We start from the raw sequence: 24241 nt of genomic DNA on the forward strand, positions 1-24241 counted from the left end.
AATTTAGATCATGACAAATATAAAATAACAAAGTATAATTTCAACATAGATTTTAAAAATACTGTTTTATAATTTCATGTCTTTTGGAACAGTTACATAGCAGATCGTCCACAGCACCGATTTACAAAAGAAAAACATAAAAAACTGATCTCGACTTTTACGACGGGATAAACTGGCGACTAATTCAGTCATTCTCCTGCGTTTAGGTCACAAAAAAAGCCCATCAAAATAAATTGATGAGCTTTAAAAAAACTGGCGGCGACCTACTCTCCCGCGTTAGCAGTACCATCGGCGCTAGAGGGCTTAACTTCTGTGTTCGGAATGGGAACAGGTGAGCCCCTCTGCTAAAACCACCCTAAAGGTTGTTTTGTACAAAAGGATGTACAGTATATGTTATTAGTAGATAAAAGATGATAGAAGAAAGATAAAAGACATTACAGTCTTGCTTCTTTAATCTTGGTTCTTTCAGTCTAACTAAAAAATCGATAAAAACGTTCACAAAGAGCAAACCTTGTTGCACTTCCAAGTACCTTAATTAGGCAATAAATCTACGGGTAATTAGTACTACTCGGCTATGACATTACTGCCTTTACACCTATAGCCTATCAACGTTGTCATCTCCAACGACCCTTAAAAGATGTCTCATCTTGAGGCAGGTTTCGCACTTATATGCTTTCAGTGCTTATCCTTTCCAAACGTAGCTACTCAGCGGTGCTCCTGGCGGAACAACTGATACACCAGAGGTTTGTTCAAATCGGTCCTCTCGTACTAGATTCAAGCCCTCTCAAACATCTAACGCCCGCAATAGATAGAGACCGAACTGTCTCACGACGTTCTGAACCCAGCTCGCGTGCCACTTTAATGGGCGAACAGCCCAACCCTTGGGACCTTCTCCAGCCCCAGGATGTGACGAGCCGACATCGAGGTGCCGAACCTCCCCGTCGATATGAGCTCTTGGGGGAGACTAGCCTGTTATCCCCGGAGTACCTTTTATCCTATGAGCGATGGCCCTTCCATACGGAACCACCGGATCACTATGTCCTGCTTTCGCACCTGATCGACTTGTAGGTCTCACAGTCAAGCACCCTTATGCCATTACACTCTACGCACGGTTACCAAGCGTGCTGAGGGTACCTTTGAAAGCCTCCGTTACTCTTTTGGAGGCGACCACCCCAGTCAAACTACCCACCACGCAATGTCCTTCCGTTAGGAAGTTAGGCTCCAAATAAACAAAGGGTGGTATTTCAACGTTGACTCCACCGACACTAGCGTGCCAGCTTCAAAGTCTCCCACCTATCCTACACATTGTTTATTCAAAGTCAATACGAAGTTATAGTAAAGGTTCACAGGGTCTTTTCGTCCCATTGCGGGTACTCGGCATCTTCACCGAGACTACAATTTCACAGAGCTCATGGTTGAGACAGTGCCCAGATCGTTACACCATTCGTGCAGGTCGGAACTTACCCGACAAGGAATTTCGCTACCTTAGGACCGTTATAGTTACGGCCGCCGTTTACTGGGGCTTCAGTTAATTGCTTCGCATTGCTGCTAACAACCTTCCTTAACCTTCCAGCACCGGGCAGGTGTCAGACCCTATACAGCATCTTTCGATTTAGCAGAGTCCTGTGTTTTTGATAAACAGTCGCCTGGGCCTCTTTACTGAGGCCAGCATTGCTGCTGGCGTCCCTTCTTCCGAAGTTACGAGACTATTTTGCCTAGTTCCTTAACCATGATTCACTCTAGCACCTTAGGATTCTCTCCTCGACTACCTGTGTCGGTTTTGGTACGAGTTGCTTCACTTCGGCTTTTCTTGGAAGCACTTTCCCTACAACAACTTCGCCCGAAGGCTAGGTCTTGACTATTCCGTCAGTCTCCAGTAAGTACGGCACTCCGTCCCCTTTTTAGTGTGAGCAAGTATGGGAATATTAACCCATTATCCATCCACTTCCCCTTTCGGGTTCGCGTTAGGTCCCGACTAACCCTCAGCTGATTAGCATGGCTGAGGAAACCTTAGTCTTTCGGTGAGGGGGTTTCTCGCCCCCTTTATCGTTACTTATGCCTACATTTTCTTTTCTGTCCGCTCCACAACATCTCACGACACTGCTTCGGCGCAAACAGAATGCTCCCCTACCAGATATAATTCAAAAATTATAAATCCATAGCTTCGGTACTATACTTATGCCCGATTATTATCCATGCCGAACCGCTCGACTAGTGAGCTGTTACGCACTCTTTAAATGAATGGCTGCTTCCAAGCCAACATCCTAGCTGTCAATGCAGTTCAACCGCGTTATTTCAACTTAGTATAGATTTGGGGACCTTAGCTGTTGGTCCGGGTTCTTTCCCTCTCGGACATGGACCTTAGCACCCATGCCCTCACTGCTGCGAAACATTTATTAGCATTCGGAGTTTGTCAGGAATTGGTAGGATTTGACTCCCCCGCATCCAATCAGTAGCTCTACCTCTAATAAACTTGTCGCAACGCTGCACCTAAATGCATTTCGGGGAGTACGAGCTATCTCCCAGTTTGATTGGCCTTTCACCCCTACCCACAAGTCATCCGAAGACTTTTCAACGTCAACCGGTTCGGTCCTCCACTTTGTGTTACCAAAGCTTCAACCTGCCCATGGGTAGATCACAAGGTTTCGCGTCTAATACTACTAACTAAGCGCCCTATTCAGACTCGCTTTCGCTCCGCCTCCGTACCTGAAGTACTTAAGCTCGCTAGTAAAATTAACTCGTAGGCTCATTATGCAAAAGGCACGCCGTCACCCAACTTGTGGGCTCCGACCGCTTGTAGGCGTACGGTTTCAGGTTCTCTTTCACCCTTCTATTCGAAGTGCTTTTCACCTTTCCTTCACAGTACTTGTTCACTATCGGTCTTTCAGGAGTATTTAGCCTTGGAGGATGGTCCCCCCATATTCAGACAGGATTTCACGTGTCCCGCCCTACTCATTTATCATCTATGTATGCCTTTTAAATACCGGGCTATCACCGTCTATGGCTGTTCTTTCCAGAACATTCTTCTAAACATATAAAGACTTTTGGGCTAATCCGCGTTCGCTCGCCACTACTTACGGAATCTCTTCGATTTCTTTTCCTCCGGGTACTTAGATGTTTCAGTTCTCCGGGTTTGCTCTCTAATAAATTAGAGTGACTGGTCTTCAACCAGCCGGGTTGCCCCATTCGGACATCTGCGGATCAATTCGTGTGTGCCGATCCCCGCAGCTTTTCGCAGCTTACCACGTCCTTCGTCGCCTCTGAAAGCCTAGGCATCCGCCATACGCCCTTAACGATTTCTTTCCTAATAATATATTAGTTCAGTTTTGTTGTCTAACATTGCTGTTAGACTAGTTTTATTTAAACTCGGCACTCGAAAGTGCTCGGTTTTCTCTTTGTGATGTTCTTATCGTTAATGTCAATGATCTTGTATCTTATTACTTCCCTGATGAACAGAAATTGTTTTTGGCTCTTTCCGTAACTTTTAAATCAAAGTCATAATATGTGAATAATATAGGTATCGATCCTATCAAACTTACTAATTACTTAGTCCGCTCTGCCTCCTGGCATAATTCTTAAATCTGTAATGTAATTATCTTCTATGCTTGCTTCTTTTTTGAAGCTTTTCGTTACATTTCTGTAACTATTCCCGTTATATTCCTATAACTTGTGGAGAATAAGGGAGTCGAACCCTTGACCTCCTGCGTGCAAGGCAGGCGCTCTAGCCAACTGAGCTAATTCCCCGCTAGTATGAGACTTTGAAGAGTAAAGAATAAAGAGTAAAGACTAATAAATCGTCTTTTATCTTGCTTCTTTTACCTTCCCGTCTTATTATTAGTAGTCTCGGGCAGGCTCGAACTGCCGACCTCTACATTATCAGTGTAGCGCTCTAACCAGCTGAGCTACGAGACTTCATTTAGATTTGAGATTTTTAGACTTTAGATATTAGACTTTATGTCTCTCATCTATTATCTACCCATCTCTGGTCTCTCTTTCCCTGATTACTAATCCTAGTGGGTATATTTTTAAATAATCAACCGTCCAAATAAGAAAAAACTGAAGCTAACTTTGAGCAAGTGCTCTGATACTTGCGTATCGTGTTGTTTGTTTATACTCTCCTAACGAAGAGTCTCAAAAATGAGATGTTCCAGCCGCACCTTCCGGTACGGCTACCTTGTTACGACTTAGCCCTAGTTACCTGTTTTACCCTAGGCAGCTCCTTTTACGGTCACCGACTTCAGGTACCCCAGACTTCCATGGCTTGACGGGCGGTGTGTACAAGGCCCGGGAACGTATTCACCGCGCCATGGCTGATGCGCGATTACTAGCGATTCCAGCTTCATAGAGTCGAGTTGCAGACTCCAATCCGAACTGAGACCGGCTTTCGAGATTTGCATCACATCGCTGTGTAGCTGCCCTCTGTACCGGCCATTGTATTACGTGTGTGGCCCAAGACGTAAGGGCCGTGATGATTTGACGTCATCCCCACCTTCCTCTCTACTTGCGTAGGCAGTCTCACTAGAGTCCTCAACTGAATGTTAGCAACTAGTGACAGGGGTTGCGCTCGTTGCAGGACTTAACCTAACACCTCACGGCACGAGCTGACGACAACCATGCAGCACCTTGAAAAATGTCTTGCGAAAGGTCTATTTCTAAACCGGTCATTTCCCATTTAAGTCTTGGTAAGGTTCCTCGCGTATCATCGAATTAAACCACATAATCCACCGCTTGTGCGGGCCCCCGTCAATTCCTTTGAGTTTCATTCTTGCGAACGTACTCCCCAGGTGGCTAACTTATCACTTTCGCTTGGTCTCTGAAGCTTGCGCCCCAAAAACGAGTTAGCATCGTTTACGGCGTGGACTACCAGGGTATCTAATCCTGTTCGCTCCCCACGCTTTCGTCCCTCAGCGTCAGTTAAATTATGGTAACCTGCCTTCGCAATTGGTGTTCTAAGTAATATCTATGCATTTCACCGCTACACTACTTATTCCAGCTACCTCTAATTTACTCAAGACCGACAGTATCAACGGCAGTTTCATAGTTAAGCTATGAGATTTCACCACTGACTTATCGGTCCGCCTGCGGACCCTTTAAACCCAATAAATCCGGATAACGCTTGCACCCTCCGTATTACCGCGGCTGCTGGCACGGAGTTAGCCGGTGCTTATTCGTATAGTACCTTCAGCTTTCCACACGTGGAAAGGTTTATCCCTATACAAAAGAAGTTTACAATCCGTAGGACCGTCATCCTTCACGCGGGATGGCTGGATCAGGCTCTCACCCATTGTCCAATATTCCTCACTGCTGCCTCCCGTAGGAGTCTGGTCCGTGTCTCAGTACCAGTGTGGGGGATCTCCCTCTCAGGACCCCTAAAGATCATCGACTTGGTGAGCCGTTACCTCACCAACTATCTAATCTTGCGCGTGCCCATCTCTATCCACCGGAGTTTTCAATATAAGCAGATGCCTGTTCATATATTATGGAGTATTAATCTTCCTTTCGAAAGGCTATTCCCCTGATAAAGGTAGGTTGCACACGTGTTACGCACCCGTACGCCGCTCTCTCTCTCCCGAAGAAGAAATACCGCTCGGCTTGCATGTGTTAGGCCTCCCGCTAGCGTTCATCCTGAGCCAGGATCAAACTCTCCATTGTATGTTTGTCTGACTCACTCAAAGTTATTATCGCTTTAGTTTTTCCTTACTTTTTTGGTTGTTATTTGTATGTCAATGATCTATTGTTCTTTTCGCGTATATCCGGAAACTCTTTCTGTCGTTGGTTCCGAATTGCGAGTGCAAAAGTATAAAGTTTTTTATTAATGACCAAATGTTTATCGAAGAAATTTAAAAGTTTTTTAAGTAACCATTAAAATCCTCTCATCCTCATTCAATCCGCTTCTACTTCGCTCCCCACTCTTTCGATTTGGGATTGCAAAGATAAGAAGTTTTTGTTAATTCACAAGCTTTTTTTAAATTAAATAAAAGAAAGCTAATCCTCTTATTCTTTCTATATATTACCTGTCCTGTCTACTTCGCTACTCTGTTTTTTAGAGTGGTGCAAATGTAGGCTTACTATCTATATCTTGCAACTTATTTCGGACCTAATTCGAAAATGTGAATAACTAATAATGCAACTTATTAATTAATAGTGAAATACGAACTCAATGGAGTTATCCACTTTATCTTAAAACATAATTTTTTAAGCAGCAAAGGCATAGCCCGGGAACTTCTTGCGGTAGGGATCGAACTGGAAATACAGCAGCAAGCATCGGATAAGCTAACACGAAAGGAATTGGAACGGATACCCCGACCGAAAGTATATACAAGTTGTGTAAGCCCGGAGAGGGGATAAAAAGCACATTTGTGCTGGAGACATAAATAAATTATGGACCACTTTTCTCTATAAACAAATTAAAATACCATCAAAAAGAATGGTATTTGAAAAGTTTTTATAATAGAACATAACGATGGAGTTTTAAGCTAGAAACTACGCATGGATATTGCGGCTTTATAATATAAAGAAGGTATTGCATCTTTATTTTGAAGAAAAAAAACAAGATTCCTGAAGAGTTTTCTTCTATTGCTTTGCAATCAAAAAGTTTTCTACCTGAAATAACGGTGGATAATTTTCCACTTGCATAGGAAGTCCGTAAAACTGAATAATAAACGCCGAAGATGGACGGATGTAAAATTCGCAAACTTTATTCTAAGAGATTGGAATCTCATCGCCAAAAGAACTTTCATAACACAGGATTTTGCCGAGTCTTTAAAAAAAATCAGCCGATACAACTCCTGAAATTGAAATTTTTGAAAATGGTGATACCAGAAAGCAACTCTTGGCAAGAAGCCGATATTTACTCTACAAGATCAGGGAAAAGTGGACATCAACACGAAATGAAAGAGCGCAAATACTGTTATCTCACTATCCTGATTTAGAAGAAGCATATAATTTATCGGGCTGAGGAAAATTTACAATCAAAATATGCAAAAGTCTGTAGCAATCCTAAAATTAGCACATTGGTTCAAAGAAGTAGAGGAATGTGGGTTTAAATCATTTTTAGTACTCATGAAGACCATTATGAATCATTACAATGACATTCTCAATTATTTTGACCAAAGAAGCACCAATGCGTCGGCAGAATCTTTTAATGCGAAAATAAAAAACTTCAGATTACAACTTCGAGGGGTAAAAGACAAATCATTTTTCCTTTTCAGATTATCCAAAATTTTTGCTTAGTCCCTAAGTTTGATACTGATCCGAATCTTTCAATGCCAAAATAAAAAAATTTAAGATTACAACGGCTCATCCTACTTTCATTTCACTTTTTCCATGAGTTTAAGTCATAAAAAAAGCCCATCAAAATAAATTGATGAGCTTTAAAAAAACTGGCGGCGACCTACTCTCCCGCGTTAGCAGTACCATCGGCGCTAGAGGGCTTAACTTCTGTGTTCGGAATGGGAACAGGTGAGCCCCTCTGCTAAAACCACCCTAAAGGTTGTTTTGTACAAAAGGATGTACAGTATATGTTATTAGTAGATAAAAGATGATAGAAGAAAGATAAAAGACATTACAGTCTTGCTTCTTTAATCTTGGTTCTTTCAGTCTAACTAAAAAATCGATAAAAACGTTCACAAAGAGCAAACCTTGTTGCACTTCCAAGTACCTTAATTAGGCAATAAATCTACGGGTAATTAGTACTACTCGGCTATGACATTACTGCCTTTACACCTATAGCCTATCAACGTTGTCATCTCCAACGACCCTTAAAAGATGTCTCATCTTGAGGCAGGTTTCGCACTTATATGCTTTCAGTGCTTATCCTTTCCAAACGTAGCTACTCAGCGGTGCTCCTGGCGGAACAACTGATACACCAGAGGTTTGTTCAAATCGGTCCTCTCGTACTAGATTCAAGCCCTCTCAAACATCTAACGCCCGCAATAGATAGAGACCGAACTGTCTCACGACGTTCTGAACCCAGCTCGCGTGCCACTTTAATGGGCGAACAGCCCAACCCTTGGGACCTTCTCCAGCCCCAGGATGTGACGAGCCGACATCGAGGTGCCGAACCTCCCCGTCGATATGAGCTCTTGGGGGAGACTAGCCTGTTATCCCCGGAGTACCTTTTATCCTATGAGCGATGGCCCTTCCATACGGAACCACCGGATCACTATGTCCTGCTTTCGCACCTGATCGACTTGTAGGTCTCACAGTCAAGCACCCTTATGCCATTACACTCTACGCACGGTTACCAAGCGTGCTGAGGGTACCTTTGAAAGCCTCCGTTACTCTTTTGGAGGCGACCACCCCAGTCAAACTACCCACCACGCAATGTCCTTCCGTTAGGAAGTTAGGCTCCAAATAAACAAAGGGTGGTATTTCAACGTTGACTCCACCGACACTAGCGTGCCAGCTTCAAAGTCTCCCACCTATCCTACACATTGTTTATTCAAAGTCAATACGAAGTTATAGTAAAGGTTCACAGGGTCTTTTCGTCCCATTGCGGGTACTCGGCATCTTCACCGAGACTACAATTTCACAGAGCTCATGGTTGAGACAGTGCCCAGATCGTTACACCATTCGTGCAGGTCGGAACTTACCCGACAAGGAATTTCGCTACCTTAGGACCGTTATAGTTACGGCCGCCGTTTACTGGGGCTTCAGTTAATTGCTTCGCATTGCTGCTAACAACCTTCCTTAACCTTCCAGCACCGGGCAGGTGTCAGACCCTATACAGCATCTTTCGATTTAGCAGAGTCCTGTGTTTTTGATAAACAGTCGCCTGGGCCTCTTTACTGAGGCCAGCATTGCTGCTGGCGTCCCTTCTTCCGAAGTTACGAGACTATTTTGCCTAGTTCCTTAACCATGATTCACTCTAGCACCTTAGGATTCTCTCCTCGACTACCTGTGTCGGTTTTGGTACGAGTTGCTTCACTTCGGCTTTTCTTGGAAGCACTTTCCCTACAACAACTTCGCCCGAAGGCTAGGTCTTGACTATTCCGTCAGTCTCCAGTAAGTACGGCACTCCGTCCCCTTTTTAGTGTGAGCAAGTATGGGAATATTAACCCATTATCCATCCACTTCCCCTTTCGGGTTCGCGTTAGGTCCCGACTAACCCTCAGCTGATTAGCATGGCTGAGGAAACCTTAGTCTTTCGGTGAGGGGGTTTCTCGCCCCCTTTATCGTTACTTATGCCTACATTTTCTTTTCTGTCCGCTCCACAACATCTCACGACACTGCTTCGGCGCAAACAGAATGCTCCCCTACCAGATATAATTCAAAAATTATAAATCCATAGCTTCGGTACTATACTTATGCCCGATTATTATCCATGCCGAACCGCTCGACTAGTGAGCTGTTACGCACTCTTTAAATGAATGGCTGCTTCCAAGCCAACATCCTAGCTGTCAATGCAGTTCAACCGCGTTATTTCAACTTAGTATAGATTTGGGGACCTTAGCTGTTGGTCCGGGTTCTTTCCCTCTCGGACATGGACCTTAGCACCCATGCCCTCACTGCTGCGAAACATTTATTAGCATTCGGAGTTTGTCAGGAATTGGTAGGATTTGACTCCCCCGCATCCAATCAGTAGCTCTACCTCTAATAAACTTGTCGCAACGCTGCACCTAAATGCATTTCGGGGAGTACGAGCTATCTCCCAGTTTGATTGGCCTTTCACCCCTACCCACAAGTCATCCGAAGACTTTTCAACGTCAACCGGTTCGGTCCTCCACTTTGTGTTACCAAAGCTTCAACCTGCCCATGGGTAGATCACAAGGTTTCGCGTCTAATACTACTAACTAAGCGCCCTATTCAGACTCGCTTTCGCTCCGCCTCCGTACCTGAAGTACTTAAGCTCGCTAGTAAAATTAACTCGTAGGCTCATTATGCAAAAGGCACGCCGTCACCCAACTTGTGGGCTCCGACCGCTTGTAGGCGTACGGTTTCAGGTTCTCTTTCACCCTTCTATTCGAAGTGCTTTTCACCTTTCCTTCACAGTACTTGTTCACTATCGGTCTTTCAGGAGTATTTAGCCTTGGAGGATGGTCCCCCCATATTCAGACAGGATTTCACGTGTCCCGCCCTACTCATTTATCATCTATGTATGCCTTTTAAATACCGGGCTATCACCGTCTATGGCTGTTCTTTCCAGAACATTCTTCTAAACATATAAAGACTTTTGGGCTAATCCGCGTTCGCTCGCCACTACTTACGGAATCTCTTCGATTTCTTTTCCTCCGGGTACTTAGATGTTTCAGTTCTCCGGGTTTGCTCTCTAATAAATTAGAGTGACTGGTCTTCAACCAGCCGGGTTGCCCCATTCGGACATCTGCGGATCAATTCGTGTGTGCCGATCCCCGCAGCTTTTCGCAGCTTACCACGTCCTTCGTCGCCTCTGAAAGCCTAGGCATCCGCCATACGCCCTTAACGATTTCTTTCCTAATAATATATTAGTTCAGTTTTGTTGTCTAACATTGCTGTTAGACTAGTTTTATTTAAACTCGGCACTCGAAAGTGCTCGGTTTTCTCTTTGTGATGTTCTTATCGTTAATGTCAATGATCTTGTATCTTATTACTTCCCTGATGAACAGAAATTGTTTTTGGCTCTTTCCGTAACTTTTAAATCAAAGTCATAATATGTGAATAATATAGGTATCGATCCTATCAAACTTACTAATTACTTAGTCCGCTCTGCCTCCTGGCATAATTCTTAAATCTGTAATGTAATTATCTTCTATGCTTGCTTCTTTTTTGAAGCTTTTCGTTACATTTCTGTAACTATTCCCGTTATATTCCTATAACTTGTGGAGAATAAGGGAGTCGAACCCTTGACCTCCTGCGTGCAAGGCAGGCGCTCTAGCCAACTGAGCTAATTCCCCGCTAGTATGAGACTTTGAAGAGTAAAGAATAAAGAGTAAAGACTAATAAATCGTCTTTTATCTTGCTTCTTTTACCTTCCCGTCTTATTATTAGTAGTCTCGGGCAGGCTCGAACTGCCGACCTCTACATTATCAGTGTAGCGCTCTAACCAGCTGAGCTACGAGACTTCATTTAGATTTGAGATTTTTAGACTTTAGATATTAGACTTTATGTCTCTCATCTATTATCTACCCATCTCTGGTCTCTCTTTCCCTGATTACTAATCCTAGTGGGTATATTTTTAAATAATCAACCGTCCAAATAAGAAAAAACTGAAGCTAACTTTGAGCAAGTGCTCTGATACTTGCGTATCGTGTTGTTTGTTTATACTCTCCTAACGAAGAGTCTCAAAAATGAGATGTTCCAGCCGCACCTTCCGGTACGGCTACCTTGTTACGACTTAGCCCTAGTTACCTGTTTTACCCTAGGCAGCTCCTTTTACGGTCACCGACTTCAGGTACCCCAGACTTCCATGGCTTGACGGGCGGTGTGTACAAGGCCCGGGAACGTATTCACCGCGCCATGGCTGATGCGCGATTACTAGCGATTCCAGCTTCATAGAGTCGAGTTGCAGACTCCAATCCGAACTGAGACCGGCTTTCGAGATTTGCATCACATCGCTGTGTAGCTGCCCTCTGTACCGGCCATTGTATTACGTGTGTGGCCCAAGACGTAAGGGCCGTGATGATTTGACGTCATCCCCACCTTCCTCTCTACTTGCGTAGGCAGTCTCACTAGAGTCCTCAACTGAATGTTAGCAACTAGTGACAGGGGTTGCGCTCGTTGCAGGACTTAACCTAACACCTCACGGCACGAGCTGACGACAACCATGCAGCACCTTGAAAAATGTCTTGCGAAAGGTCTATTTCTAAACCGGTCATTTCCCATTTAAGTCTTGGTAAGGTTCCTCGCGTATCATCGAATTAAACCACATAATCCACCGCTTGTGCGGGCCCCCGTCAATTCCTTTGAGTTTCATTCTTGCGAACGTACTCCCCAGGTGGCTAACTTATCACTTTCGCTTGGTCTCTGAAGCTTGCGCCCCAAAAACGAGTTAGCATCGTTTACGGCGTGGACTACCAGGGTATCTAATCCTGTTCGCTCCCCACGCTTTCGTCCCTCAGCGTCAGTTAAATTATGGTAACCTGCCTTCGCAATTGGTGTTCTAAGTAATATCTATGCATTTCACCGCTACACTACTTATTCCAGCTACCTCTAATTTACTCAAGACCGACAGTATCAACGGCAGTTTCATAGTTAAGCTATGAGATTTCACCACTGACTTATCGGTCCGCCTGCGGACCCTTTAAACCCAATAAATCCGGATAACGCTTGCACCCTCCGTATTACCGCGGCTGCTGGCACGGAGTTAGCCGGTGCTTATTCGTATAGTACCTTCAGCTTTCCACACGTGGAAAGGTTTATCCCTATACAAAAGAAGTTTACAATCCGTAGGACCGTCATCCTTCACGCGGGATGGCTGGATCAGGCTCTCACCCATTGTCCAATATTCCTCACTGCTGCCTCCCGTAGGAGTCTGGTCCGTGTCTCAGTACCAGTGTGGGGGATCTCCCTCTCAGGACCCCTAAAGATCATCGACTTGGTGAGCCGTTACCTCACCAACTATCTAATCTTGCGCGTGCCCATCTCTATCCACCGGAGTTTTCAATATAAGCAGATGCCTGTTCATATATTATGGAGTATTAATCTTCCTTTCGAAAGGCTATTCCCCTGATAAAGGTAGGTTGCACACGTGTTACGCACCCGTACGCCGCTCTCTCTCTCCCGAAGAAGAAATACCGCTCGGCTTGCATGTGTTAGGCCTCCCGCTAGCGTTCATCCTGAGCCAGGATCAAACTCTCCATTGTATGTTTGTCTGACTCACTCAAAGTTATTATCGCTTTAGTTTTTCCTTACTTTTTTGGTTGTTATTTGTATGTCAATGATCTATTGTTCTTTTCGCTTATATCCGGAAACTCTTTCTGTCGTTGGTTCCGAATTGCGAGTGCAAAAGTATAAAGTTTTTTATTAATGACCAAATGTTTATCGAAGAAATTTAAAAGTTTTTTAAGTAACCATTAATACCCTCTCATCCTCATTCAATCCGCTTCTACTTCGCTCCCCACTCTTTCGATTTGGGATTGCAAAGATAAGAAGTTTTTGTTAATCCACAAGCTTTTTTTAAATTAAATAAAAGAAAGCTAATCCTCTTATTCTTTCTATATATTACCTGTCCTATCTACTTCGCTACTCTGTTTTTTAGAGTGGTGCAAATGTAAACACACTTAAACGATCTCGCAACTCTTTTGTGAACTTTTATTAATATTGAAGAAAATATTTTTACAATGCTATGATTGACAGAACGCTACAACTTCACAAAGTTATCCACTTTATCTGAGACAGCACTTTTACAGCAGCAAATGCACGATAATCCTAACATTAGTAAGCATTGTAGATGCTGACCGGTCTTGTCTGACCGTTGATATTTGCATCATAACAACTTAAAACCTAAATACGGCAAAATTTCAATCCATGTTTCAAGGAAATGTTGGGAAACATCCTAAAAAAAAAAGATACTATATATATATAAAGATTAGATTGTCTTTAAGAAAAAAAAATCTATTAAAATAGGTATTCCATGATTTGGAATCAAAAGAAGCCGAATAAACTTCTAATAGTGATGTCTCTTCATTATTCCCTGTGCTTTTTTAATAATTATTTCAGTAGCAATTCGGAACCCGCAAGTTCTACCGTCATTAAACATGATAAAGAGATAACTTCCATTAACAAGAACATAATATCTATAACCCTTTTTAGAATTTGCTAAAAACCGTTTAAAACAAAAATCCCACTCTTTCGAATGGGATTTGTATAATTATCAATTAAATTTTACTTATTCAACTGCTTGTTCAGATTAATTGCATCCTGATAAGTAGGATTTAACTGCAATGATTTACTTACGTAATCTTTGGCTTTTGCCGGGTTACTATCCTTATCTAAATAAGCTACTGCAAAATATGCGTAAGAAAGAATCTCTTTGCTGCTTTCAACTTCTGCAGGCTTCACAGTTGCAATAAATTTCTCGTAGGCGATTTTAGCCAATTCTTTATGGCCAGCTTGCTGCTGCGCGTAGCCTTGACTATAATAAGCTGGAGCCCAATCCGGCAACAATCCGCTCATTTTTTGCCAAGAGAGAATCGCGCCGTTCCAGTTCTTAACTTCCTGGTACGCGTTTGCCAACTTGAACAATGCATCAGTATCCTGAGGATTTGCGGCAACTTGTTTTTTCAATGCTTCGATTTCCGGACTGGTCGCGCCTGCATCTACTGCAGCTTGATTGACTCCACCGCCGCCTTTGATTTTCACTAATTCATCATCCCACTTCATGGTTTCATCTTTAGCTGCTTTTGCAATCGCTATTTTTTGTTGCGCTTCTGCATTCAAAGCTGCTTTCTTAACAGGATCTGTTTCTTTCTGTGCTAATCCTGCCGCGATAAGACCTATTAATCCTTCATCAGATGTTTTAACTCTGGACTTGTCCGCTTTGCTAGTGAAAGAATCCATGCTGCTTTTTGCACCGGCATAATCTCCATCAGCATACTGCAGATAAGCTCTTAATTTATATTTAATAGCATCATCTACTTTATCGAATACTTTATCCAAATACATTTTCGAGTTTCCGTAATCTTCATTAGTAAAGAAAAGTTTAGAAATTTCTAATTGGGTATCTGGATCTTCATCTGCATATTTTGCATAATTAATCAAATCCTGAGTTGCCAATGCATTTTCCTGGTATCTGATGTCATAAGCAGCTTTTGCTTTATAAGCAGGAGCATACGTTGGATCTGCCAGAATTGCTTTATCAATATTTTCTTTGGCAGGTTTCCACTGCTGGGCTTGCATCCAAAGTGTTCCGATTCTTGTAAATACAGAAGCTTTATTTTTTGCACTTGGCAAAGCTTTCTCATAAGCAGTCATTGCGGAACCTGCAACCTGTGGACTGTTTGTCAATTTCAAACGGTATGCATCACCAAGCGTATAATAATAATGAGCAGGGGTTCCGTTCTTAGCTGATTTCTCTATGGCTTTATTTAAATAATCAATTGCCATGTCAGCGTTGGCCGTACCGCCGAAAAGGGTGAGTGCTTCTGCTGCCCTGTAAAGAACTTCCGGATCTTTTTCTTTAGAATCCTTCACAATATTCTGAATTTCGCCTATTGCCGCTTTATCTCCTTTTCCTAATTTAATAGATGCCAACCCAATTTTATTAAGATTACTTTTTTTATCTATTTGTAAACCTTTATCGAAATCTTCTTTTGCTTTTTCAAAGTTGGGTTCAAACTGGGTTAAATAGGAATTTCCTAAATAAAAATAATTGTCTGCAGTGGCAGATTTTGCAACCATTTCTGTAAAAATCTGTCTGGCATGCGCATACTTGTGACTGTCTGCACTATTAATCCCTTCCTGCAAAGTTTGACCAAAAGCAAAATTGGACAAAAAACCAACTGAAACCCCGAAAGCAATCTTCTTCGTTAAATTCATTATATCTTTCATTTTAAATTGTTTAATATGTTTGTAAAAACTTCTATCAATAACACCCAATTTTTATACCAAAACTGCAGGTGATGATAGCGAGCGCTAATTTTAAAAAAATTTAACGCATCTGAACCTCTCTTTTAAAAATATAGTAAGGTTGTAAACCCTCTTTTGAAACTACAATCTGGCCGAGTTGGGTACAGGAGAACCGAATAAAACCATTTGCTAAACCAAAATACTTTTCATTGGTCAGAAAATATAAAACGCGCGCAAAAGGGTAAGACATGTCTATCAGGTTTTCTACCCGCGGTTCAAAAGACTTATTATCCTGAACAACCTTCAAAATCTTAACTGACTGTTTTAATTTCTCGGATTCTGAATCGTAAGGTCTGCTGATCGTATTTAAGCCAATAGCTCCTATTTTATCTGGAAATTTATTCAATTGTTCTATTATATTTTTATTACCATTAATAATAGAAAACTTTATTAAATCCGGTTTAGTATTTAATTTCTGAGCAACGAAATTAAGGTTACTCGAATTGGTTCCATCAAAAATAATATTTTTTTTGTCATTGGTCAGCTCCTGCTTAATTTCTTCCACGGTAATTGATTCTCTGGGAGAATCTTTTGGGACGACAAAAACAACAGCGTCAGCGGCAAATTTTGCCGGAAGCCAATCCAGACCGGTTTCTTTATTGTAAGCGTTTTTTTCAACCTTGCTTAATTCCCGTGACATTACAATCACGTCAACTTTTGCTTCCAATAAATCTAAAAAAGAAAAATCTTCCTTTTTAATTTTTAAATTAATTTTGGTGTTGGGATAAAGTGCCATATATCGCTCAGTCAATGCTTCGGAAACACTGGCAAAAGATTCGTCTACTTCCATAGTGATTTCACCTTCCTGCGGACTACCTACAACAACACCCGGTTTCTTTTTGCACGATATTAACAGTACAAAAATACTTATCATTAATACAAGTCTATTCTTCATTTCGCTGTTCTCTGATTCTATAGATTGCTCGAATTATTCTAAAGGCGCCATACAGCACGAACAAGCCTCCTAATGGATAAGCAACATTCGGTTCTAAAAAGATGACGAAGAATTTATAAACTATTACCACGATTCCTAACAAAATATAGAAAAATCCGGCAACTATGGAAAGCCAATTAAATATCATATCCCACAAAACTACAAAAAAAATAAAAAAGAGAAGCTTTCACTTCTCTTTTCTATTCGTATAATTAAAAATCTTATTCGAACTGCATTGTTAGAGGTAATCTGTAACGATATCTTACAGCTTGACCATTAATTTTTGCAGGAGACCATTTATTTTTCACAGACTTCACAGTTCTCACTGCTTCAGCGTTAAATGTTTTATTAGAGCCGTCAGCTTTAACATCGGTAATTGAACCATCCCGTTCAACTACGAAAGTAATTACAGTCTGTACTTTCCCTTCATCACCTTCCATTGCTCCCGTGTCAAAATTGTTTTGAACACTAGATCTAAACTTATTAATTCCACCAGGGAATTCAGCTAACTGCTCTACTTCTGTATAAATCTGCTGTTCTGAAACCTGTGGTTTCACTTCTACCGACTGCACCTTTCCTGTTGATGGAGGTGGCGGTGGCGGTGCATAAGCTGGAGCTTTCACTCCTTCCTGAGCCACAACTCCTGTAGTTGTTTCCAACTGTTTTGAAATTGGCGGCGGTGGAGTCTCTACCTTAGGCGCTTTTACCGGTTCCGGCACTACGTTCTGAATGACCTCAATTTTAGGTTCTTCTTTTGGTGGCGGCGGTGGGGGTGGCGGCGGTTCGTTGGGTGTTTCTATAATTTGCTCCTGTTCCGGAAGAATGTCAATTAAATTGGCATTTACTTCTGTTGTTTCTTTCGCATTCATTTGTTTTATTTTCATAATTACAAATGGGGTAATTGCGCAAACAAGGAATAAAACCGTTCCGAAGATGAAAGCTTTTGTAAGGACTGATCTATAGCTTGTTCTTAAATCAAATGCACCATACGCTTTATTTCTGTTTTCAAATACAATCTCATCCAGGGTAGGAGTCGTATTGTAAGTGTGTTCATCTGCCATTATTCTGTCTTTTAAATATTAAACGTATCTTCTAGTTGGTAGGTTTAGCAGGAGCAGTTTTGGATTGCCCTACTTTTTTCTCATAAATAGCTTCTTCCCAAGGTTTAATATCGGTAATACCGTATATTTCATTTTTGGTAATGGCCATTTCATCTAGCATATCTACGAAATTTTTATATACTGCATCGTCCGTTGGCTTAATGATCACCGTAAATTTGGCTGGATCTTTTGCTCTGGCTTTTGCCTGCTCGATTACTTTTGTAATCCCTTCTCTATCGAAAGTAGTTTCATTAAGATTTGCTTCTGTTAGCTCGTCTTTTGATAACTGGTGATAGAAAATTTTATTGTCTTTCCCTAAAATTATTGAAATAGAGTTGGATAAGTCAATTTCTGTATCAGGTGGTTTTTGGTTTTCTTTCGGTTTTGCCGGAAGACCTAAATCCATCACATTCGGTTTGTTAAAAGTGGTAACTAACATAAAGAATGTAATCAAAAGGAACGCCAAATCCACCATGGGAGTTAAATCTACGTGGGGCACTTGCTTTTTCGAGCGTACCTTTCCGCCTTTCCCGCTGTTGTCTTTTACTTGTACATCTGCCATTTCTTAATTATTTTGCCACTTCCTGACTTGTTATTAACCAGAATTTCAAGAAATCAATATCTCTCAATCCTTCAAATAAAGATTTAACTTTAGGATACTGTGTGTCCACATCCCCTTTGATTGCTAGTTTGTAATCAGGGTTAATGGCTAAACTTTGTTGTACCCAATCCAGTAATTGTTTATTTGTACTATCCATAGGGATTCCCGTTTTGCTTTTAAAAGCTTTACGGTCTTCCTCTGAAAGATCCAAGAATCCTTTAAGTTGATTCATCGGAACTCCAATTGACTGCACATTAGAAAAAGCAACTTTTTCCGGGTCAGTAAATTTCATACCATACTTCTCTCCCATTTTATCCAATAGAGCAATTCGCTCGGTTCCGTTTTCAACTGGTGTGAAATAGAATCTTCCGTCCTGTGTGCTCAAAATAGTCATTAAACTCGCATCTGGAAGAAGTTTTTCAGATATAGAAGATGGCGTGGTTATCGTCTCGATATCAGGTTTTGCAAACTGAGCCGTGAGGATAAAGAATGTAAGGAGTAGAAACGATACGTCGGTCATCGCCGTCATATCTACCCTTATATTATGTCTTTTTGGTTTGACTCTCGCCATTGTAAATTATTTTTTATTAAACTTCTGTTTTTTTGAGATTTTTCGAAATTCAAATCATCTCTATCATTGCTGAATTCTTAGTGGAATTCGGCAAATGACTGCTGGATTGACATTGCGATTTCGTCAATTTTGAACGTTAATCCGTCAATCTTAGAAGTAAAATAGTTATAAAGAACAATTGCAACCGCAGATGTACCAATACCTAAAGCAGTATTTACTAACGCTTCAGAAATACCGATTGATAATGCAGCAGAATCCGGAGTACCTCCACCAGAACCTAGTGCGCTAAATGCTTTAATCATCCCGATTACCGTTCCCAATAGTGCTACCAAAGTTGCTACTGTACCTAAGGTAGAAAGAATCATCATGTTTTTTTCTAACATTGGCATTTCAAGAGTTGTAGCCTCTTCGATCGATTTGTTAAGAGCTACCATTTTCTGCTCTTTGTTCATGGTAGTATCATTGGATAATGCTTTGTAAGTGGTTAATCCCTCTTTCACTACATTTCCGATCGACCCTTCCTGTCTGTCGCATTCTTCGATTGCTTCCTCAACTTTGTTTTGATTCAATAATCTTCTTACTGTTAATACAAAATTATCAATATTTCCTTTTCCTGTTGCTTTACCTAACACTAAAGCACGCTCGATTGAGAATACGATTACGATAATCATAAAAGAAATAAGAATAGGTACGATTGGTCCTCCCATGTAAATAACTCCCATAAAACCATTACCTGGGTGTAATTCTTTGGTATCTAAACCTGAAAAAGCTACAGATGAAAGACCATCAAGCCTTGGGTCAGCTTTAAAATTACCTGGGTTACCTAATACAAAGATGTAAATAGCGACTCCTATCAAGATAAGAACAGGGATTATTAACGCTGGATTTAAACCACCTAATTTTTTAGCAACTACTTGCTCCTCGTTGTTTGAAACATTCATTTCCATACTAAACTAAATTATAATTGTTATTTTAAATTTTCGAGTTGTAAAATAAAGTTAAAATATTTAATAATGCAAGTCTTTAAGGGTCATTAAATTTAATTTTATGTAATGTTATGATACATTAACATTGAATTATTAATAATAATTGAATTAAAAAATGGTTATAATTTTCAATTTCAAAAATACCTTTAAAAAATCACACAAATTACATGCACTTTTTTATGATTGCACCATAAAAATATTTTTCATTATTTATTTTCAGAGAACAATATTAATTATTTTTTTCGGTACAATGATTACTTTTTTTGGATTATTTCCCTGTAATTGTTCCATTGTCCGATTATCAGCTAAAACTATTTCCTGAATTTCAGGTATTGATAACTCTGCGGAAAGACTTAATTTAAATCTCATCTTACCATTAAAACTCACCGGATATTCGATTTCATCTTCTACCAAATGCTTTTCTTCAAATTTGGGGAAAGGCGCAAACTCGATCGACTCGGTATGTCCTAATTTGCTCCATAACTCTTCTGCAATATGTGGCGCATATGGAGAAACAATAATTGCTAAAGATTCCAGGATATTCCTTTTATTGGTTTTCAGCTTTTGCAATTCGTTTACCGCAATCATAAACTGCGAAACTGAAGTATTAAATGAGAAATTATCAATATCCGTCACCACTTTTTTAATTAAAGTATGCAGGATTTTATATTCCTGTTTCGTTGGTTCATCCTCTGAAACTTCAAAATCATCTCCATTAAAATAAAGGTTATAGAATTTTTTCAAAAAACCATAAACTCCACTTAAGCCTTGTGTATTCCATGGTTTTGACTGCTCCAAAGGACCAAGGAACATTTCATACAAACGCAAACAGTCTGCGCCATATTCGTCACAAATATCATCTGGATTTACGACGTTGTATTTCGATTTCGACATTTTTTCGACCTCGCGCTCTGTGATGTATTTTCCGTCTTCTAAGATAAATTCAGCATCAGCGTATTCTGGACGCCATTTTTTGAATTCCTCCGTATCCAGCTCATCAGTTCCTCCTTTTAATAAAGAAACGTCAACATGTATTTTTTGAACCTGATAATCTTTTGCTAAACTTTTAGAAACATATTGGTTTGTTCGGTCAATTCTTAAAACATACGCACTCATACCCAAAATCATTCCCTGATTGATGAGTTTTTTAAACGGTTCATCATGGTTAATGTAACCACGGTCTTTCATAAACATATTCCAGAAACGGGAATACAGTAAATGTCCGGTGGCGTGTTCGCTTCCTCCAATATATAAATCGACCTGTCCCCAATAATCTGAAAGATTCTTATTGGTAAAGACTTCTTCGTTTTTAGGATCCATATATCTTAAGAAATACCAGGAACTTCCTGCCCAACCTGGCATCGTGGATAATTCCAAAGGGAAAACAGTTTGATCATCTATTAATTCTGTAGATACTACCTTTCCATTAAGCTCATCCCATGCGAAATTTTTAGCATTTCCTAAAGGTGGATCGCCATCTTCAGTTGGAAGATATTTCTCAACTTCAGGCAATTCCAACGGCAATGCTGAAATTGGCAAAGTGTACGGCATTCCCTCTTTATAATAAACAGGAACCGGTTCTCCCCAATATCTCTGGCGGGAAAAAATCGCATCGCGCTGTCGGTAATTGGTTGTACCATGACCGATATTTCTCTTTTCAATTTCAGTGATAATTAATGATTTAGCGTCATCATATTTTAATCCATTCAAAAATTCAGAATTCACACAAACTGAATCTTTCGAATCAAAAGACTCTTCCTGAATGTCATTATTGTTTTCAATAACATTAATGATTGTCAAATCGAATTTCTTTGCAAAACGGTGATCGCGCTCGTCATGAGCAGGAACCGCCATTACCGCGCCTGTTCCGTAACCCATCAACACATAATCGGAAATATAAACCGGCATTTCCTGATTGGTAAATGGATTCAAAGCATAGCTTCCGGTGAAAGCACCACTCACATTCTTCACGTCGGACATACGGTCTCGCTCCGTTTTCTTGGAAGTCTGTTCGATATAATTTTCAACCTCTTCTTTTTGACCTTCTATCGTTAAGCTTTTAACCAAAGGATTTTCGGGCGCCAAAACCATGAACGTTGCTCCAAAAATAGTATCGGGACGTGTTGTGAAAACGGAGATCTTTTCAACCGAATCTTCAACATCGAAAGTCACCTGCGCTCCCTGGGATTTTCCGATCCAGTATTCCTGAGCATCTTTCAAAGGTTGTGGCCAATCCAAATTATTTAAACCTTGCAGTAATCTTTCAGAATAAGCCGTGATTCTCATGCTCCATTGCATCATTTTCTTTTGGAAAACAGGGAAACCACCACGTTCAGATTTTCCGTCTTTTACCTCATCATTGGCTAAAACAGTTCCTAAACCAGGACACCAATTTACAGTTGTTTCTGCACGATAAGCTAAACGGTAGTTTAACAGAATATCTTGTTGATCCAACTCAGAAGCACTTTTCCACTCTTCTGCAGTGAAATTTAATTGATCGTTTTGAACCGCTGATAAATTTTGAGTCCCGTGGTTTTCAAAATGATAAATCAATCCTGAAATCGGTTCCGCTTTATCACTCGTTTTATTATACCAGGAATCAAAAAGCTGAATAAAAATCCATTGCGTCCATTTATAAAAAGAGGAATCTGAAGTTCTCACTTCTCTGCTCCAGTCAAATGAAAAACCAATTTTACGCATTTGCTGTTCGTACCGCGTAATATTTTCTTCTGTGGTTACCGCAGGATGCTGACCGGTTTGAATGGCGTATTGTTCCGCCGGAAGCCCAAAGGAATCATAGCCAATCGGATGTAAAACATTAAACCCCTGATGCCTTTTATATCTCGCATAAATGTCTGAAGCGATGTAACCCAGCGGATGCCCAACATGTAAACCCGCACCGGAAGGATACGGAAACATATCCAAAACATAAAATTTCGGTCTATCGGTTGCGTTTTCAGTTTTATAGGTTTGATTTTCTTCCCAGAATTTCTGCCACTTTTTGTCGATGGATTGATGGTCGTAAAACATTTCTTGATTTTAATTAAGTCACAAATTTAAGGTTTTGAAATGAATTTCTGAATGAAACTAATTATCGTAAATTTGAACATTAAACTTTAAAACACTATGCCCGAAGTTTCCATCATTACACCGTGCTATAATTCTGCAAATTTCTTAGAAGAAACCATTCAGTCAGTGCTTAATCAAAAATTTACTGATTGGGAATGGCTGATTACAGATGATGGTTCATCGGATGATTCTGTGAAAATGATTAAGGAAATTAATGATTCCCGAATTATCCTAACCGTCGCAAAAAGAAATGGTGGCGCGGGTCCTGCCCGAAATTTATCTTTAGAAAAAGCCACAGGAAAATTCATTACTTTTTTAGATGCTGATGATTATTGGGAACCGAACTTTTTAGAGGAAATGGTTTCTTTTATGAAAAAAGAAAAAGCCGAACTCGCCTATTCCAATTATGCGAGATGTGATAAGAATTTGAATCCTAAAATAGCAGATTTTCAAGCGGACAAAGAGGTTACTTTTGATAACCTGTTAAAAACCTGTCGCTTATCTTTATTAAGTTCAATGTACGACTCTGAAAGAGTGGGCAAAGAATTTTTTCCGGCCGGAAGCAAACGGGAAGATCACGTGATGTGGCTGAATTTATTAAAAAAAATCCCAGTCGGGAAACCGCTTCCGAAAACGATGGCCAAATACAGAATGCACGCAAGCAGCATTTCCAGAAAAAAGACCAATATCATGAAAGACCAATATCTGGTGTATAAAGATTATATGCATTTTTCTACCCTAAAATCCTGGTATTATACTGCAAATTGGGCGTTAAATGGTTTTATGAAATACTCTAAATTTTTTAATTAATGGAATATTCGAAAGAATTTAAAGAGGCAATTTCAAATTTTACCTCTCAGGAAAAAGATAAATTGATTATTCGTTTGCTGAAAAAAGATAGGATTTTATCACATCGGCTTTATTTCGAATTAATCGATCCGGAAACGGCAGATGATAAACGGAATCAAATGGAGGCTTTAGTTAAAGAAGAAGTTTCAATTGCTGCGAAAAAATTCGGACGAACCAAATATTTCCTGCCCGCAATTCGAAAAGTGAGTGCAAAAATAACGGAACATGTAAAAATTACGACGGATAAATTCGGCGAAGTTTCTTTAACGCTTTTATTAGTGAGTGAAACATTAAAACACGCCCCAAAAACCGGTGATCATTACAAATTATACATTTATCTCCTCAATAAAATTTTCCGCTCTTTCGTTTTAACTAAAAAATTAGATCCTGATTATTATTTAGATTTACGGGAAATTTTTGAAGAGGTTCATCAGCAAATTGTAAAAAATAAAAGCCTGGAAGATCTCACTTTACACAACGGACTATTTCTAAGTTGGTTCGATCCGGAAAACATTCCTGACCAAATTGATTTAATTCTGAAAGGAATCAAGGCAGAAGGATTATTGCGCTGAGAAAAATTTTACG

The 24241-nt window shown here is 40.4% G+C and carries 10 protein-coding genes, 4 tRNA genes and 6 rRNA genes; 3 read left to right on the forward strand and 17 right to left on the reverse strand.

The window, feature by feature from the left end; all coding sequences use genetic code 11:
- Nucleotides 1-250: 250 nt before the first annotated feature.
- The 5 genes from rrf (QGN23_RS08325) to QGN23_RS08345 form a co-directional block, all read right to left on the reverse strand.
- Nucleotides 251-358 (reverse strand): 5S ribosomal RNA (rrf, locus tag QGN23_RS08325).
- Nucleotides 359-538: 180 nt separating this feature from the next.
- Nucleotides 539-3303: ribosomal RNA gene (locus QGN23_RS08330) — 23S ribosomal RNA — on the reverse strand.
- Nucleotides 3304-3670: 367 nt separating this feature from the next.
- A tRNA-Ala gene (locus QGN23_RS08335) sits at nt 3671-3744 on the reverse strand.
- Between the two features lie 94 nt (nt 3745-3838).
- Nucleotides 3839-3912, reverse strand: a tRNA-Ile gene (locus tag QGN23_RS08340).
- Between the two features lie 223 nt (nt 3913-4135).
- Nucleotides 4136-5652: ribosomal RNA gene (locus QGN23_RS08345) — 16S ribosomal RNA — on the reverse strand.
- Between the two features lie 1326 nt (nt 5653-6978).
- On the opposite strand from QGN23_RS08345, the gene QGN23_RS08355 reads away from it, so the two are divergent.
- Nucleotides 6979-7233, forward strand: coding sequence for a transposase (locus QGN23_RS08355; RefSeq protein ID WP_282903878.1), 255 nt, complete (start codon nt 6979-6981; stop codon nt 7231-7233).
- Nucleotides 7234-7380: 147 nt separating this feature from the next.
- Here QGN23_RS08355 and rrf (QGN23_RS08360) read toward each other — a convergent pair.
- The 12 genes from rrf (QGN23_RS08360) to leuS all read right to left on the reverse strand — a co-directional run bounded on the left by rrf (QGN23_RS08360) (nt 7381) and on the right by leuS (nt 22768).
- Nucleotides 7381-7488 (reverse strand): 5S ribosomal RNA (gene rrf / locus QGN23_RS08360).
- Between the two features lie 180 nt (nt 7489-7668).
- A 23S ribosomal RNA gene (locus QGN23_RS08365) occupies nt 7669-10433 on the reverse strand.
- Between the two features lie 367 nt (nt 10434-10800).
- Nucleotides 10801-10874 (reverse strand) — tRNA-Ala (locus QGN23_RS08370).
- A 94-nt stretch (nt 10875-10968) separates the two neighbouring features.
- A tRNA-Ile gene (locus QGN23_RS08375) sits at nt 10969-11042 on the reverse strand.
- A 223-nt stretch (nt 11043-11265) separates the two neighbouring features.
- Nucleotides 11266-12782 (reverse strand): 16S ribosomal RNA (locus tag QGN23_RS08380).
- Together the 16S, 23S and 5S rRNA genes with 4 tRNA genes alongside form the textbook arrangement of a ribosomal RNA operon.
- 1021 nt (nt 12783-13803) lie before the next feature.
- A complete protein-coding gene (locus QGN23_RS08385) occupies nt 13804-15468 on the reverse strand; it encodes a tetratricopeptide repeat protein (protein ID WP_282903879.1) in 1665 nt (554 codons plus the stop codon).
- Nucleotides 15469-15568: 100 nt separating this feature from the next.
- The gene (locus QGN23_RS08390; RefSeq protein WP_282903880.1) at nt 15569-16441 is read right to left on the reverse strand and encodes a PstS family phosphate ABC transporter substrate-binding protein; all 873 of its coding nucleotides are present in this window, start codon (nt 16439-16441) and stop codon (nt 15569-15571) included.
- Nucleotides 16442-16701: 260 nt separating this feature from the next.
- Complete coding sequence (locus QGN23_RS08395; RefSeq protein ID WP_282903881.1) at nt 16702-17541, reverse strand: energy transducer TonB; 840 nt, start codon at nt 17539-17541, stop codon at nt 16702-16704.
- A 31-nt stretch (nt 17542-17572) separates the two neighbouring features.
- On the reverse strand, nt 17573-18142 hold the full coding sequence (locus QGN23_RS08400) for an ExbD/TolR family protein (protein ID WP_282903882.1): 570 nt from the start codon (nt 18140-18142) through the stop codon (nt 17573-17575).
- Between the two features lie 7 nt (nt 18143-18149).
- Nucleotides 18150-18752, reverse strand: coding sequence for an ExbD/TolR family protein (locus QGN23_RS08405; RefSeq protein WP_282903883.1), 603 nt, complete (start codon nt 18750-18752; stop codon nt 18150-18152).
- Between the two features lie 77 nt (nt 18753-18829).
- Entirely contained in the window at nt 18830-19699 is an 870-nt protein-coding gene (locus QGN23_RS08410) for a MotA/TolQ/ExbB proton channel family protein (RefSeq protein ID WP_282903884.1), read from the reverse strand.
- Nucleotides 19700-19954: 255 nt separating this feature from the next.
- Complete coding sequence (leuS, locus tag QGN23_RS08415; RefSeq protein ID WP_282903885.1) at nt 19955-22768, reverse strand: leucine--tRNA ligase; 2814 nt, start codon at nt 22766-22768, stop codon at nt 19955-19957.
- 96 nt (nt 22769-22864) lie between these two features.
- Between leuS and QGN23_RS08420 the strand changes: the two genes are divergently transcribed.
- Both QGN23_RS08420 and QGN23_RS08425 read left to right on the forward strand, forming a co-directional pair.
- Complete coding sequence (locus QGN23_RS08420; RefSeq protein ID WP_282903886.1) at nt 22865-23617, forward strand: glycosyltransferase family 2 protein; 753 nt, start codon at nt 22865-22867, stop codon at nt 23615-23617.
- Entirely contained in the window at nt 23617-24228 is a 612-nt protein-coding gene (locus tag QGN23_RS08425; RefSeq protein ID WP_282903887.1) for a deoxyuridine 5'-triphosphate nucleotidohydrolase, read from the forward strand. Before QGN23_RS08420 ends, QGN23_RS08425 begins: the two co-directional genes overlap by 1 nt.
- Nucleotides 24229-24241 lie beyond the last annotated feature (13 nt).

Source organism: Chryseobacterium gotjawalense (assembly GCF_030012525.1).
Taxonomy (GTDB): Bacteria; Bacteroidota; Bacteroidia; order Flavobacteriales; family Weeksellaceae; genus Kaistella; species Kaistella gotjawalense.